Here is a 14,665-nt window from a genome sequence, read left to right as displayed (position 1 = left end):
AGGGCCCGAAAAGCGCCTCCGTTTGATTAAAAACGAATCTTATGCCGTCCGGCGAGGGAGTGGGACAGCGTCGTACCGTCGACCATTTCCAGCTCGCCGCCAACCGGTACGCCATGAGCGATACGGCTCGCCTCTACGCCATACTGCGCGCAGAGCTCGGCGATATAATTGGCGGTCGCCTCCCCTTCTACCGTTGGATTGGTCGCGAGGATCACTTCCTGCATCGGTTCGTCACGCAGACGCTGCTCCAGGCGATCGAGCCCGATATCGTCCGGCCCGATGCCGTCCAGCGGCGACAGGTGGCCCATCAGCACAAAGTAGCGACCGGAAAACTGACCGGTCTGCTCGATAGCGTAGATATCCGCCGGACTCTCTACCACGCAGATCTGGCCGTTTTCCTTCCGTCGGGAGTTGCTGCAAATATTGCACACTTCCTGCTCGGTGAAGGTGCGGCAATCGGCGCAGTGGCCGATTTCCGACATCGCGCGCGTCAGCGCTTGCGCAAGGCGCATCCCTCCGCTGCGGTCACGCTGCAGCAGGGTAAACGCCATGCGCTGCGCCGACTTCGGGCCAACGCCCGGCAGGCAGCGCAGTGCTTCCATAAGCTGCGTTAACAGCGGACTGGTCTGCATCAGAACGGCATCTTAAAGCCTGGCGGCAGCTGCATACCGGCGGAAACAGAAGCCATTTTCTCTTTTTGCGTTTCTTCGATGCGGCGGGCGGCGTCGTTAAACGCGGCGGCCACCAGATCTTCCAGCATCTCTTTGTCGTCTTCCAACAGGCTCGGGTCGATCTCAACGCGACGGCAGTTGTGCGCGCCGTTAATGGTGACTTTTACCAGGCCTGCGCCGGATTCACCGGTCACTTCCAGTCGAGCCACTTCTTCCTGCATCTGCTGCATTTTTTCTTGCATCTGCTGGGCCTGCTTCATCAGGTTACCCAGACCGCCTTTTCCACCAAACATAGGCTTCTCTCTTAGTAAGTCATCGTTAAGGATGCTGACCGCAAGTCAGACTTGCAATCAAAGGGGGCGAATACTCTCTTCATCCAGATCCGCATCGAAAAACCGACGCAGCGTCTGAATGTTATTATCCGCAATAATCGCTTCACGCGCCTGCGCGAGCTTTTCTTCATAAATTGCCTGCCGCCATTCGAGCGGCGTGCGCATCGCGGGATTATCATCTTCCACGATGGTCAATTCAACCGGCGTACCGTACAAAATACCCAGCGCTTCCGCCAGCTTTTGCTGCGCGCCCGCTGAATTCAAATGGCGCTGGCTCGGACGCAGATGCAGACAGACGCGGCTGCCCACCTGCTCTTTCCAGGCGTTAAGCGCCACCTGCTCAACCAGTTTTGGCACCGCGAGCTGGCTGACTTCCGCCGCCCAGCTATCGCGCTCGACCGCTTCGACTGCCAGTTTCGCCGCCAGTTCCGGCGTTTTTTCATGCTCGAGCGCTTTTTTCAGCGCCTTCGGCGTCGCCACTTCTTCTTTTACGGTTTCAACAACCGTCGTCGACTTCCAGCGATAGGCTTCTTTTTTCGCCGGTGCTTTCTCCAGCGCAGCCGCAGCCGGACGCGCCTGTACGCGCTCGGTAATCGAACTCAGTCGTTCCAGCGCGGCGTTATTCACCGGCCGCGCGCGGGAAGCGGCTGCCGGTTCACTCTTTTTTGGGGTGGGCGCTCCCTGGCTACGCTGCAGCTGGCTGCGGGCCGCCAGCACCTGGCTGGTGGTCGGCGGCAAATTCGACGGCGGCGGAGCGGATTCCGGAACGGCCTGCTGTACTGGCGCGGCCTGAATGGCCGGCGCCGGCGGCGCCTCCGGTTCCGGTAGCGGCATACGCGGATGGAAAGCCAGCGCGCGCAGAAGCGTCATCTCAACGCCCATTCGACGATCCGGCGCGTAAGGAAGCTCTTTACGACCAATCAATAACGTTTGATAGTACAGCTGAACATCGGTAGGCGGTACCGTCCGCGCCAGCTCGCGCATGCGTAGCTCTATCGCGGCCATATCCGCCCCCAGCGCCGACGGCGACAGCTGAACCATCGCAATACGGTGCAGCAGGCTCTGCATCTCCACCAGCAAAGCCTCCCACTCCACGCCGCGGGCGGCAGCCTCATTGACGCCTGCCATGACGCGTTCGCCGTCAGCCGCCACCAGCGCCTCAATCAGCGAGAGCGCCTGATCGTCGTCGAGGGTGCCGAGCATGGTGCTAACGGATTCAGCCGTCAGACGACCGTCGCCGCTGGCGATAGCCTGATCGGTCAGGCTCAACGCATCGCGCAGACTACCGTCCGCCGCGCGCGACAGCAGCTGCAGCGCGCGCGGTTCAAAAGCAATATGCTCGGCGCCGAGAATATGCTCCAGCTGATGGCGAATCTGCTCGACGTCCAGCGCCTTGAGATGGAACTGCAGACAGCGGGAAAGAATCGTCACCGGCAGCTTCTGCGGATCGGTGGTCGCCAGCAGGAATTTCACATGCGCCGGCGGCTCTTCCAGCGTTTTTAACAACGCGTTAAAGCTGTGGCGCGAAAGCATGTGCACTTCATCGATCAGATAGACCTTGAAGCGGCCGCGGGCCGGCGCGTACTGAACGTTATCCAGCAGATCGCGGGTATCTTCAACTTTGGTGCGCGAGGCAGCATCGATCTCGATCAGATCGACAAAACGCCCCTGCTCTATTTCGCGGCAATTATCGCAAACGCCGCAAGGCGTAGCGGTAATGCCGGTTTCACAGTTTAATCCTTTTGCCAGCAGGCGTGCGATGGAGGTTTTACCTACTCCACGGGTGCCGGAAAAAAGATATGCGTGATGAATACGCCCTAACGACAAGCCGTTCGCCAGTGCGGTCAGCACATGTTCCTGGCCGACGACGTCAGCAAAGGTTTGTGGGCGCCATTTACGGGCTAAGACCTGATAACTCATGGGCTGGCTCTGAAACGCTGGAAGGTGAAATCACGAGGGGGTCATGCTATCACAGCCCCGCTCAATCAGCGAGGCTATGTGGTGGGATTTGCTTAGTGGCCCGGGAAAGGGACCAGGCTAAAGCAGTTAATTCCCAGCTTCTCCAGGCGCTGCTCGCCGCCCAAATCAAACAGATTGATAATAAAGGCAGCATCATGCACTTCACCGCCCAGACGACGGATCAGCTTCACGGTTGCGTCGATAGTCCCACCGGTCGCCAACAGGTCGTCAACTACCAGCACTTTATCGCCTTCTTTAATAGCATCAACGTGGATTTCCAGCTGGTCGGTGCCGTATTCAAGCTCGTAGCTTTCGGCAATGGTTTCGCGCGGCAGCTTACGCGGCTTGCGTACCGGAACAAAGCCAACGCCCAGCGCCAGCGCCACCGGTGCGCCAAATAAAAAACCACGCGCCTCGGTACCTACCACTTTGGTAATCCCGGCGTCTTTATAACGCTCTGCCAGCAGCTCGATGCTGAGCGCATAGGCTTTCGGGTCTTCCAGCAAGCTGGTGACATCACGGAAAAGGATGCCAGGTTTTGGATAATCCTGGATGCTTTGGATGCTGTTCTTCAGATATTCAAGCTGCTGTGCTGTTGCGGTCATAAGTTTATGCCTGATTAAAACGGTGTTACCCACGGGCGTGCAAAATCGGCCAAAGAAACTTTTGTTTAACCTTTGACCAGGCTTACCCGCGCTCGAAAACGCCAGAATTTACTGGCTGTCAGCGACAATTGCAACCATCATTATTGCGCATCAGTGCTTTTGTTGCTTTGCATCAACCACCGGAATGCGCCACATAAATATCAGCAGACAGGTCAAAATGACCAGCAGCAAGATGCGCACCCAGATAAGATTAACCAGCCACAGGGAAATGGCAAAGGTCAGCAAAATCATCGCCACCGCGCGGGGCTTAGCTCCCGGCGGCATGGCGCGGTATTTCTGCCAGTGACGCAAATATCCGCCAAACCATGAACGATACAAAAGCCAGCGGTGAAAACGAGGTGATGAGCGCGCAAAACACCAGGCCGCTAGCAGGATAAATGGCGTTGTCGGCAGCAGCGGGAGAAAGACGCCCAGCGTTCCCAATGCCACCGCCAGCCAACCAATGATGATCAAAATAATACGTGGCATAATGCGAATCGTTATCAAGAAGATAACGCTAATGTAGCACAGTTGTTTGTCAGGGAATGGAGGAGTTATTTGAAAACCACCCGGCTTTTACATTCGCTGGAAAATCAGCTTGCGGAGCTGGCTACCCAGGTTGCACCTTTGGCCGAGCATGCCACCCTCAGCCCGCGCTTCGATAGCCACCTGTTTCGTACCCGAAGCACGCGGATGCAGGCTTATCTTGATGAGGCCAGAGAGCACTTTACGGAATTAAAGCAGGCGGTCGAACGCCAGCAGCTACCGCAGGTTGCCTGGCTGGCGGAACGTCTTGTGGCCCAAATCGCCGCTATTAGTCGGGAAACGGCTACGTGGTCGTTACGAACCTGGGACAGCGCTTCCCCGACGCTGAACCGCTGGCAGCGACGACGTATACAGCATCAGGAATACGAACGACGCCTGCTGGCCATGCGCAACGATCGCCAAAGGCAGCTGGCGCAAGCCACAAGCCTTGATGAGCAGCAGCGGCTGGCGAAGGAAGTTGAAGCGTACGCCGGACGATTAGCCCGCTGTCGCGATGCGCTGGAAAAAATTGAAAACAGGCTGGCCCGCTTAACACGTTAACTGGAGGAAAAAGGATGTCGCTGGAAAATGCCCCTGACGAGGTCAAGCTGGCCGTCGATTTAATTATGCTGCTCGAGGAAAATAACGTTCCTGCGCAAACCGTGCTAGCTGCGCTGGAGATTATCCGCCGCGACTATGAAAACAAAGTGAACCGTGAGGAAGCGTCCTCGCAAAACGCGCAAGAGTAGTCTGTTGCCGGATCGTTGGGAGTGGCAGAGTCATCGCTGCCCCTTACCAACACGGATTGATGCTCATGGAAAGATTCTCACGTACGCCGCACGATGCCATTTTTCGTCAAATGCTGACCCAGAAAGAGGTCGCCCGCGATTTTTTACAGCTTTACCTCCCCGCGCCGTTTTTAAGTATCTGCGATCTTGATACGCTGCAGCTGGCTTCCGGCAGCTTTATCGAAGAAGACCTACGCTCCAGCTACTCGGATATTCTCTACTCCCTGCAAACGCGGCACGGCGCAGGATATATCTACGCGCTGATTGAACATCAAAGCTCGCCGGATAAGCTGATGGCTTTTCGCCTGATGCGCTACACGCTCGCGGCCATGCAGCGCCACCTTGATGCCGGCCACGATACGCTGCCGCTGGTGGTCCCGATTCTGTTTTATCACGGCACCGTCAGCCCCTGGCCGTATCCGCGCAACTGGCATCACCTCTTTCACCATCCTGAGCTTGCCAGCGCGCTGTACAGCGGCGATTTTCCGCTGGTGGACCTGACCGTTATGCCAGATAATCAAATCGTCCGCCACCAGCGTATGGCGATGCTGGAACTGCTGCAAAAGCATATCCGCCAGCGCGATCTGGCCGAACTGCAACCCATGCTGATTACGCTGCTGGCGCAAGGATATCTGACGGAAAATCAGATCAATACCTTAATCCGCTATATGCTGCTGGCGGGATCCACGGAAAAACCCGGGCCCCTTATTCGCGAACTGGCGAAGCAGTCGCCCAGGCACAAGGAGCTACTGATGACGATTGCCGAATGGCTGGAAGAGAAAGGTCGTAAAAAAGGTAGAAAAGAGGGCAGACTTGAAGGCTTGCAGGAAGGCCGTCAAGAAATCTCGCGCAGCATTGCGCAGAAAATGCTCTCCTGCGGTCTGGAGCCGAATATGGTGATGGAGCTGACTGGCCTGAGCCAGGAAGAGCTCTCCTCGCTCAGCCGCTAAAAACCTGCGGGGCGGCATGGCCACCGCCCCATTATGCTTAACTAATCGCCGGGGATGTATCGTCTCCTTTGCCATCCCTCTTCACCTCTGTGATTTCATCTCCCTTCTCATTGCGCAGATGAACCTCGAGCTGGTTAAAGGCGATATCAATATTGTTTTCCCGGCACAAACGATCGATAGAACGATTGAGCTCATCCACCGCGTAGCTGCGATCGCGCAATTCACGCACGTACAGACGTAATTCATGATCGAGCGTGCTGGCGCCGAAGGTGGTAAAGAAGACCGACGGCGCAGGCTCCTGCATCACTTTCGGATGCTCGTGCGCCGCCTTGAGCAGCACTTCTTTGACCTTATCGAGGTCGGAGCCATAAGCCACGCCAAGACGGATCACCACCCGGGTTACGGTATCGGAAAGCGACCAGTTAATCAGACGCTCCGTCACGAAGGCCTTATTCGGAATAATGACCTCTTTACGGTCAAAATCAGTGATCGTCGTGGCGCGGATACGGATTTTGCTGACGGTGCCGGAGAAGGTACCAATAGTTACCGTATCGCCAATGCGCACCGGACGCTCAAACAGGATAATCAGGCCGGAAACAAAGTTACCGAATATTTCCTGCAAGCCAAAACCTAAACCAACCGATAGCGCTGCCGCCAGCCACTGCAGCTTGTCCCACGAGACGCCTAAGGATCCGAATACCGTCATTGCACCAACAACAATAATGATGTAGTTCAGAATGGTGGTAATCGCATAGGAGGCCCCCTGGCGCATATTGAGCCGCGAAAGTACCAGCACTTCCAACAGCCCTGGCAGGTTGCGAATTAATGCCCAGGCGACCATCGACGCGACAATCGCAAACAGCAGACTTCCCATGGTGACGCTTTTCACTACGCTAACCCCGGCTTCGCTTCCGGTGTAATGCCACAACGTAATGCTGTCGAGATAGGCGAAAACGGTGATGAGATCCGACCAAATCGCCCAGAACAGGACCGCAAACAGCGCTATCATCACCAGCATCGTAATACGCAGCGTTTGCTGGTTAACCTGCTCCAGAGCCATCGTCGGTTCTTCCTGCGGTTCGGCTCCTTCAGCGCCCTCTTTAACCAGATGCTGACGGCGCGCCAGCGCCCGACGCCAGGCAATCCGCCGGGCGGCCACGCTCAGGCCGCGCAGCACGGTCTGATACAGCAGGTTCCACAGCATCACCAGATAAACGGTTTCAATCCAGCGGCCAGCCAGACGCAGCGTGGTATAGAAATAGCCGGTTGCCGTCAGCACCATCAGTGCGATAGGAACAATCGATAGTACGGTGACCGTGACAAGGCGCAGGCTATGAGATTCTTTATCGCGCCAGCTTTCCCGACATATCGGTAAGACCAGTACCGTAATCAGCAGCAGGTTGAGGAAAATAACGAACTGCCCGAGAACATCATCCATCAGATGGAGAGGCGACAGTTCTGACATCACGGACCAGAAGTTCAGCGGCAACAAAGCAAGGCTGACGCGAACAATCTGCCTCCGCCAGTGGCTGGTCAACTGCGACGGCATATTAAAGTGGCTCACCGCGACGCCGTTTTTCTCCAGCACTTTCCAGCACAGGCCAAACACCAGCCAGAACAGCGCCAGTTTCTTACTATATGCCCATAGCAGATCGCTAATGTTCAACTGCATCGTCAGCAGAATCAGGCCAATAGCCAGGATCACCAGCACCACCGGCAGCGCGCGGATTAGGTCGATAAGAATCGCTTTCGGCGTATGGAGCTGAGTGTCGTTGCGCAGTTGACCAACCTGTGATGCCAGCTTCGCCTGATACGCTTTTAGCCACTGCAGGCGCCAGCGAATAAGCCCGGCTATCAGCAGCAGCGGTAGACCAGCAAGAAAAGCTATGAATACCGCCGGCCAGGCCTTTTCCCAGTTTACGGTGATTTTCATCGCCTTAAACTGCCCTTTCAGCGCTTCCGGGAAGGCTTTAAACCACTCCCAGTCCATTGGACGGTTGCTGTTAACCCAGAAAATCTGTTGCGTCAGAATGGCTTTCAGGTTTGTTGAAACGCTCATTAACTGCTGCTGATTGATTTGCAGGTTAATCGCCATCATCAGCTGATTGCCCAGCTGTTTATTAAACTGATCAAGCAGCTCCCGGCGCATATCAACAATCTCAAGCAGAGCGCTATGCACCTCGGGATTCACCTCGCTGCTATGGCCCTCTTCCAGCTTCGCGACGTAAGCATCGCTCTGGAACAACGCATCGCGCTGCTGGTTAACCTCGAACTGCTCAAGACGCAGGTCGGCAATGCGGTTCGTCATATCGCTCAGTTCATCTGCAGAAGGCAAAGTTTGCTGCTGCTGATAAAGGATGCGCGACAGCAGCAGACTCCCTTTCAGCACGGAAATCTGCTCTTTTATGTCACGCTCAGATTGCAAAGCGCGATCGAGCCAGGTCTTCACCTTAATATTGCGCTGAACCAGCTGATTGCCATTTTCCGTTGCCGAAATGAGCCTTTCGCTAAGCTGGTGGTTGATATCCAGCTCCTGCTTCACCAGCGGATTAGCCTGAATACGCGCCGTTTCGTCGGGAGAAACCGCTTCCTGAGCCGTCTTTTCCGTCAGCGTCAGACGCTTGCTGTTAACCGCTTCCTGCAATAACTGAAGCTGGTGTTCCAGACGATTGCTGTAAGCGGTGACATAATCACGCTGCTTTTGCAGGGTATCCTGCAGCACCGTGTTGCCTTCCAGGCTTTTGCGCTGCTGGTCTATCTGCGCATTCAACAGCGCCTGCTGCACCAGCAGCAAAGTCTGCTGGGTCGGACGTAACGTATCCTCGCCTGTTGAAGTTCCATTGAGGCGATTACGGATCTGCTGCAGCTGCTGCGAAGCGGAATACATCGCATTCTGCACGCGTTCCGGCTGCGTTTGTAGAGAAACTAACTGGCTGTTATAAGTCGCCAGATCGTTCTGCGCATTCTGCAAATCGTCCAGAGTCTGAGAGACACGTGATTCCAGCTGACGCAATGATAAGGTGCTCAACGTTTTACGCGTCGCCTCATCATCGGGCACTTCGCTTAATGCATTGAGGCTATCAATAGCCTGATTCATTTTTGCTGGCGCCTGGGCCACCTGCTGGCGCAGCTGCGTCGTTTCCGACTTTATGCGTTCAATTTTATCGAGGTTTTCCAGGGTCAGGGTGAGGTCCTGCTGGACCAGCTTGTCCTGGGGAGTCAGATCTTTTTGCTTATTCAGCGCATTGAGCTGAGTTTGGATCTCGGAACGTTCAGGTAAATCAGCTGCAAGCGCCTGATTAACGCTAAAACAGCCGATAAAAAGCATGAGGATGAGTACAACAGCAGATCTGGCATGTCGCCAATAGATTGTATGCAGCATAGTGTTAGCGTGAGTGATTGCAAAAGCCGGAGAATACCGGGGATCGTCGCAGCGCGCAGAATAGCACTTCTGTTATCGCACGAATAGCGGCGGACAGCAGGAAAAATTAACCCTTTGTCCGCAAGCCAGCTTAAGCTTCTAATCCTTCAGTGCTGCGCAGTGAGGGGCAAAACTGATACATCTCAAGCAGGGTTTCGACATAATCCCGCGCTTCTTTTTGCAGATCAAAGGCATTCGGTGCCAGCAGCCAGTTCTCCATCAGACCGGAGAGATAGCTGCGCATTAAAATCGCCGCCCGACGGGTGATTAAATTGGCCGGCAGCATTTTCGCCGCAATGCACTCCTTCAAGGATTGTTCAATACGATCGTAGCTATCCAGGCACACGCTACGCTGCGCCTGTTGTATCGTGACCATTTCACCGACAAATTCACATTTATGAAAGATGATTTCCATCATCAGTCGCCTGCGTTTGTCTGTCACAGTTGCTTCAAGGATATACACTAAGATCTCTCGCACAACTGACAGTGGATCGTTAGGGAATTTTGCCCGATACTCAGTTTCGAGATCGTTGATATTGGCTTCTGAAAGCTCCCATATTTCATTAAATAAATCTGATTTATTTTTGAAATGCCAATAGATAGCCCCCCTCGTCACACCGGCAGCTTTTGCAATTGCGGCCAGCGAGGTGGATGATACGCCTTGCTGCGAAAACAAACGCAGAGCAACATCCAGAATATGTTGCCGGGTCTCAAGCGCCTGTTGTTTGGTTTTTCGTGCCATAGGTCGATGAGTTTACAGAGGTTACGTTTACATACATTTGTGAATGTATGTACCATAGCATGACCATAACAGAAACACAGCAGTGGGTTTGTGGTCGATTGAGCCACTGAACAATTTGAAATTGGACACTCGAGGTTTACATATGAACAAAAACAGAGGGTTAACGCCTCTGGCGGTCGTTCTGATGCTCTCAGGCAGCTTAGCGCTAACAGGATGTGACGACAAACCGGCTCAGCAAGGAGCCCAGCAAATGCCGGAAGTCGGTATTGTGACGCTCAAATCCGCTCCTCTACAAATTACTACCGAACTGCCAGGCCGCACCAGCGCCTATCGCGTTGCGGAAGTCCGTCCTCAGGTCAGTGGCATTATTCTGAAACGTAACTTCACTGAAGGTAGTGATATCCAGGCAGGCGTGTCTCTTTATCAAATCGATCCGGCAACCTATCAGGCCACTTATGAAAGCGCGAAAGGTGATTTAGCAAAAGCGCAGGCTGCAGCCAATATTGACCAGTTAACGGTTAAACGTTATCAGAAACTGTTGGGTACTAAGTACATCAGTCAACAGGATTACGATACTGCCGTGGCAGCCGCTCAGCAGAGCAATGCCGCCGTGGTCGCCGCCAAAGCTGCGGTTGAAACCGCGCGCATTAATCTGGCATACACGAAGGTGACCTCACCAATCAGCGGCCGCATTGGTAAATCTGCCGTCACGGAAGGCGCACTGGTGCAAAACGGACAAACTACCGCGCTGGCTACCGTGCAGCAGCTGGATCCTATCTACGTTGACGTGACTCAATCGAGCAATGATTTCCTGCGCTTGAAACAAGAGCTGGCCAGCGGCAGGCTGCAGCAGGAAAACGGCAAAGCGAAGGTTGAGCTGGTGACAAACGACGGGCTGAAATATCCGCAGGGCGGTACGCTGGAGTTCTCCGACGTCACCGTTGACCAGACTACCGGCTCTATCACCTTGCGCGCCATTTTCCCCAACCCGGATCACACTCTGCTGCCAGGCATGTTCGTCCGCGCACGTCTGGAAGAAGGTGTTAATCCTGACGCAATACTGGTTCCTCAGCAGGGCGTAACCCGCACGCCGCGCGGTGATGCCAGCGCGATGGTTGTCGGCGAAGGCGATAAAGTTGAAGTCCGCCAGATTACCGCCACTCAGGCAATCGGCGACAAATGGCTGGTCACTGAAGGGCTGAAAACTGGCGATCGCGTCATCGTCACCGGTCTGCAAAAAGTCAGACCTGGCGCACAGGTAAAAACGCAGGAAGTCGTTTCTGACGATAAACAGCAAGCCGCAGGCAACGCTCAGTCAGAACAAACCAAGTCTTAACTTAAACAGGAGCCGTTAAGACATGCCTAATTTCTTTATCGATCGCCCCATATTTGCGTGGGTGATCGCCATTATCATTATGCTGGCTGGGGGGCTCTCGATCCTCAAATTGCCGATAGCGCAATATCCAACGATTGCGCCACCGGCAATTTCCATTACAGCCATGTACCCCGGTGCCGATGCAGAAACCGTGCAGAACACCGTGACCCAGGTTATCGAACAGAATATGAACGGTATCGATCACCTGATGTACATGTCTTCGAATGGCGACTCAACCGGTACAGCAACTATCACGCTGACTTTTGAATCTGGTACCGATCCGGATATTGCCCAGGTACAGGTCCAGAACAAGCTGGCGCTGGCGACACCGCTGCTGCCGCAAGAAGTACAGCAGCAGGGTATTAGCGTTGAAAAGGCATCCAGCAGCTTCCTGATGGTTGTCGGCGTTATTAATACTAACGGCACCATGAATCAGGATGACATTTCTGACTATGTTGCCGCCAACATGAAGGATGCAATTAGCCGTACCAGCGGCGTTGGTGACGTACTGCTCTTTGGTTCTCAGTACGCCATGCGCATCTGGATGGATCCGAACAAACTTAATAACTTCCAGCTTACACCGGTTGACGTTATCAGCGCCCTGAAGGCGCAGAACGCCCAGGTTGCGGCAGGACAGTTAGGCGGTACGCCTCCGGTGAAAGGTCAGCAGTTGAACGCCTCTATCGTGGCGCAGACTCGCCTGACCAATACCGAAGAGTTCGGCAATATTCTGCTGAAGGTTAATCAGGATGGCTCCCAGGTTCGTTTGCGCGATGTCGCCCGGATTGAGCTGGGCGGTGAAAACTATGACGTTATCGCGAAGTTTAACGGTCAGCCCGCTTCCGGTCTGGGTATTAAGCTCGCGACCGGCGCGAACGCGCTGGATACCGCAAACGCCATTCGTGCCGAACTGAAGAAAATGGAACCTTTCTTCCCTTCAGGCCTGAAAACGGTTTATCCGTATGACACTACACCATTCGTCCAGATCTCCATTCACGAAGTGGTGAAAACGCTGATTGAAGCCATCATTCTGGTGTTCCTGGTCATGTACCTGTTCCTGCAAAACTTCCGCGCAACGCTGATCCCGACGATCGCCGTTCCGGTTGTATTGCTGGGGACGTTCGCTATCCTCGCGCTGTTCGGTTTCTCGATAAACACGCTCACCATGTTTGGTATGGTGCTTGCCATAGGTCTGCTTGTGGATGACGCCATCGTGGTGGTAGAAAACGTCGAGCGCGTTATGGCTGAAGAAGGGCTACCGCCGAAGGAAGCCACGCGTAAATCAATGGGCCAGATTCAGGGCGCGCTGGTGGGTATCGCGATGGTGCTTTCCGCGGTGTTCATTCCGATGGCCTTCTTCGGCGGCTCTACCGGTGCGATTTATCGTCAGTTCTCGATCACTATCGTTTCCGCGATGGCGCTGTCGGTGCTGGTAGCTTTGATTCTGACCCCGGCGCTTTGCGCCACGATGCTGAAACCGATTCAAAAAGGCAACCACGGTGCAACTACTGGCTTCTTCGGCTGGTTTAACCGCATGTTCGATAAGAGCACGCATCACTACACCGACAGCGTAGGCAATATCCTGCGCAGTACCGGTCGTTATCTGGTGCTGTATCTGATCATCGTAGTAGGAATGGCCTGGCTGTTCGTTCGTCTGCCAAGTTCGTTCCTCCCGGACGAAGACCAGGGGGTATTCCTGAGCATGGCTCAGCTGCCTGCGGGCGCTACTCAGGAACGTACCCAGAAAGTCCTTGATGAGATGACCAACTACTATCTCACCAAAGAGAAAGACAACGTTGAATCGGTATTCGCCGTTAACGGCTTTGGTTTCGCGGGTCGTGGACAAAACACCGGTATCGCGTTCGTCTCTCTGAAAGACTGGAGCAAACGTCCTGGCGAAGAGAACAAGGTTGAAGCAATCACCGGTCGCGCGATGGGCTACTTCTCGCAGATTAAAGATGCGATGGTCTTCGCCTTTAACCTACCGGCAATTGTTGAACTGGGTACCGCAACGGGCTTTGACTTCCAGCTGATTGACCAGGCAGGATTGGGCCATGAAAAACTGACCCAGGCGCGTAACCAGCTCTTTGGTATGGTCGCACAGCATCCTGACGTCTTAAGCGGCGTACGTCCAAACGGCCTCGAAGATACTCCGCAGTTCAAGGTGGATATCGATCAGGAAAAAGCGCAGGCTCTTGGCGTTTCGATTAGCGACATTAACACGACCCTTGGCGCTGCGTGGGGTGGTAGCTACGTCAACGACTTCATTGACCGCGGTCGCGTGAAGAAAGTGTATATCATGTCCGAAGCGAAATACCGCATGCTGCCGGAAGATATTGGCAACTGGTACGTACGCGGTAGCAATGGACAGATGGTGCCGTTCTCCGCCTTCTCAACTTCACGTTGGGAATATGGTTCACCGCGTCTGGAGCGTTATAACGGTCTGCCATCGATGGAAATCCTCGGCCAGGCAACACCGGGTAAGAGTACCGGTGAAGCAATGAACCTGATGGAAGAACTGGCCGGTAAACTGCCTGCGGGAATCGGCTATGACTGGACCGGTATGTCTTATCAGGAACGTCTGTCGGGCAACCAGGCCCCGGCGCTGTACGCTATCTCGCTGATAGTCGTCTTCCTGTGTCTGGCTGCGCTCTATGAGAGCTGGTCGATTCCGTTCTCGGTTATGCTGGTCGTACCGCTCGGTGTTGTCGGGGCGCTGCTGGCTGCCACCTTCCGTGGCCTGACCAACGACGTTTACTTCCAGGTGGGTCTGCTGACAACCATTGGCCTGTCGGCGAAGAACGCGATACTTATCGTTGAATTCGCCAAAGACCTGATGGATAAAGAAGGCAAGGGCCTGATTGAAGCAACGCTGGAAGCCGTTCGTATGCGTCTGCGTCCGATTCTGATGACCTCACTGGCGTTTATCCTCGGGGTAATGCCGCTGGTTATCAGCTCTGGTGCAGGCTCCGGTGCGCAGAATGCGGTCGGTACAGGCGTAATGGGCGGGATGGTGACCGCGACGGTTCTGGCTATTTTCTTCGTGCCGGTGTTCTTCGTGGTGGTTCGTCGCCGCTTTAGTAAGAAAAATGAAGATATTGAGCACAGCCATACGGTTGAGCATCATTAATCTCTCTTCTAAGGGCCGCGCATGCGGCCCTTATCTTTTCTATCTCTTTGCAGCGCACGGATCGCCATTGTTTGTTTTATAACCTGATATATAATATTTAATGATGATTAACGACGCTTATCTATGAT

12 protein-coding genes and 1 other annotated feature are annotated in these 14,665 nt (G+C 54.4%); of the genes, 5 read left to right on the top strand and 7 right to left on the bottom strand.

Annotated features, from left to right (window positions below; genetic code table 11):
* Nucleotides 1–26 precede the first annotated feature (26 nt).
* The 5 genes from recR to GJ746_RS06390 form a co-directional block, all read right to left on the bottom strand.
* A complete protein-coding gene (gene recR, locus GJ746_RS06410) occupies nucleotides 27–632 on the bottom strand; it encodes a recombination mediator RecR (RefSeq protein WP_154679431.1) in 606 nt (201 codons plus the stop codon).
* Entirely contained in the window at nucleotides 632–964 is a 333-nt protein-coding gene (locus GJ746_RS06405) for a YbaB/EbfC family nucleoid-associated protein (protein ID WP_004099673.1), read from the bottom strand. Before GJ746_RS06405 ends, recR begins: the two co-directional genes overlap by 1 nt.
* A 57-nt stretch (nucleotides 965–1,021) precedes the next feature.
* Entirely contained in the window at nucleotides 1,022–2,923 is a 1,902-nt protein-coding gene (dnaX, locus tag GJ746_RS06400) for a DNA polymerase III subunit gamma/tau (protein ID WP_154679430.1), read from the bottom strand.
* Nucleotides 1,625–1,689 (bottom strand) — a sequence feature (DnaX frameshifting element). (Overlaps the previous gene by 65 nt.)
* 92 nt (nucleotides 2,924–3,015) lie before the next feature.
* Complete coding sequence (gene apt, locus GJ746_RS06395; protein ID WP_154679429.1) at nucleotides 3,016–3,567, bottom strand: adenine phosphoribosyltransferase; 552 nt, start codon at nucleotides 3,565–3,567, stop codon at nucleotides 3,016–3,018.
* Between the two features lie 150 nt (nucleotides 3,568–3,717).
* Entirely contained in the window at nucleotides 3,718–4,095 is a 378-nt protein-coding gene (locus GJ746_RS06390) for a DUF454 family protein (protein WP_154679428.1), read from the bottom strand.
* Between the two features lie 69 nt (nucleotides 4,096–4,164).
* On the opposite strand from GJ746_RS06390, the gene priC reads away from it, so the two are divergent.
* The 3 genes from priC to GJ746_RS06375 all read left to right on the top strand — a co-directional run bounded on the left by priC (nucleotide 4,165) and on the right by GJ746_RS06375 (nucleotide 5,869).
* A complete protein-coding gene (gene priC, locus GJ746_RS06385) occupies nucleotides 4,165–4,692 on the top strand; it encodes a primosomal replication protein N'' (RefSeq protein WP_154679427.1) in 528 nt (175 codons plus the stop codon).
* 14 nt (nucleotides 4,693–4,706) lie between these two features.
* The gene (gene rsmS, locus GJ746_RS06380) at nucleotides 4,707–4,880 is read left to right on the top strand and encodes a pleiotropic regulatory protein RsmS (RefSeq protein WP_154679426.1); all 174 of its coding nucleotides are present in this window, start codon (nucleotides 4,707–4,709) and stop codon (nucleotides 4,878–4,880) included.
* A 65-nt stretch (nucleotides 4,881–4,945) separates the two neighbouring features.
* Nucleotides 4,946–5,869, top strand: a complete 924-nt coding sequence (locus GJ746_RS06375; RefSeq protein ID WP_154679425.1) for an Rpn family recombination-promoting nuclease/putative transposase — start codon at nucleotides 4,946–4,948, stop codon at nucleotides 5,867–5,869.
* Between the two features lie 37 nt (nucleotides 5,870–5,906).
* Here the strand turns inward: GJ746_RS06375 and mscK are convergent, their stop codons facing one another.
* Entirely contained in the window at nucleotides 5,907–9,251 is a 3,345-nt protein-coding gene (mscK, locus tag GJ746_RS06370) for a mechanosensitive channel MscK (RefSeq protein ID WP_154679424.1), read from the bottom strand.
* A gap of 130 nt (nucleotides 9,252–9,381) precedes the next feature.
* Complete coding sequence (gene acrR, locus GJ746_RS06365) at nucleotides 9,382–10,032, bottom strand: multidrug efflux transporter transcriptional repressor AcrR (RefSeq protein ID WP_154679423.1); 651 nt, start codon at nucleotides 10,030–10,032, stop codon at nucleotides 9,382–9,384.
* 142 nt (nucleotides 10,033–10,174) lie between these two features.
* On the opposite strand from acrR, the gene acrA reads away from it, so the two are divergent.
* A complete protein-coding gene (gene acrA / locus GJ746_RS06360; RefSeq protein ID WP_154679422.1) occupies nucleotides 10,175–11,368 on the top strand; it encodes a multidrug efflux RND transporter periplasmic adaptor subunit AcrA in 1,194 nt (397 codons plus the stop codon).
* A 22-nt stretch (nucleotides 11,369–11,390) separates the two neighbouring features.
* Complete coding sequence (gene acrB, locus GJ746_RS06355; protein ID WP_154679421.1) at nucleotides 11,391–14,537, top strand: multidrug efflux RND transporter permease subunit AcrB; 3,147 nt, start codon at nucleotides 11,391–11,393, stop codon at nucleotides 14,535–14,537.
* Nucleotides 14,538–14,665: the final 128 nt, after the last annotated feature.

The sequence above is a fragment of the Klebsiella oxytoca genome, from assembly GCF_009707385.1.
Taxonomy (GTDB): domain Bacteria; phylum Pseudomonadota; class Gammaproteobacteria; order Enterobacterales; family Enterobacteriaceae; genus Klebsiella; species Klebsiella oxytoca_C.
Note: the sequence above shows the minus strand (reverse complement) of the source record. Positions and strands in the feature narration are given on the sequence as shown.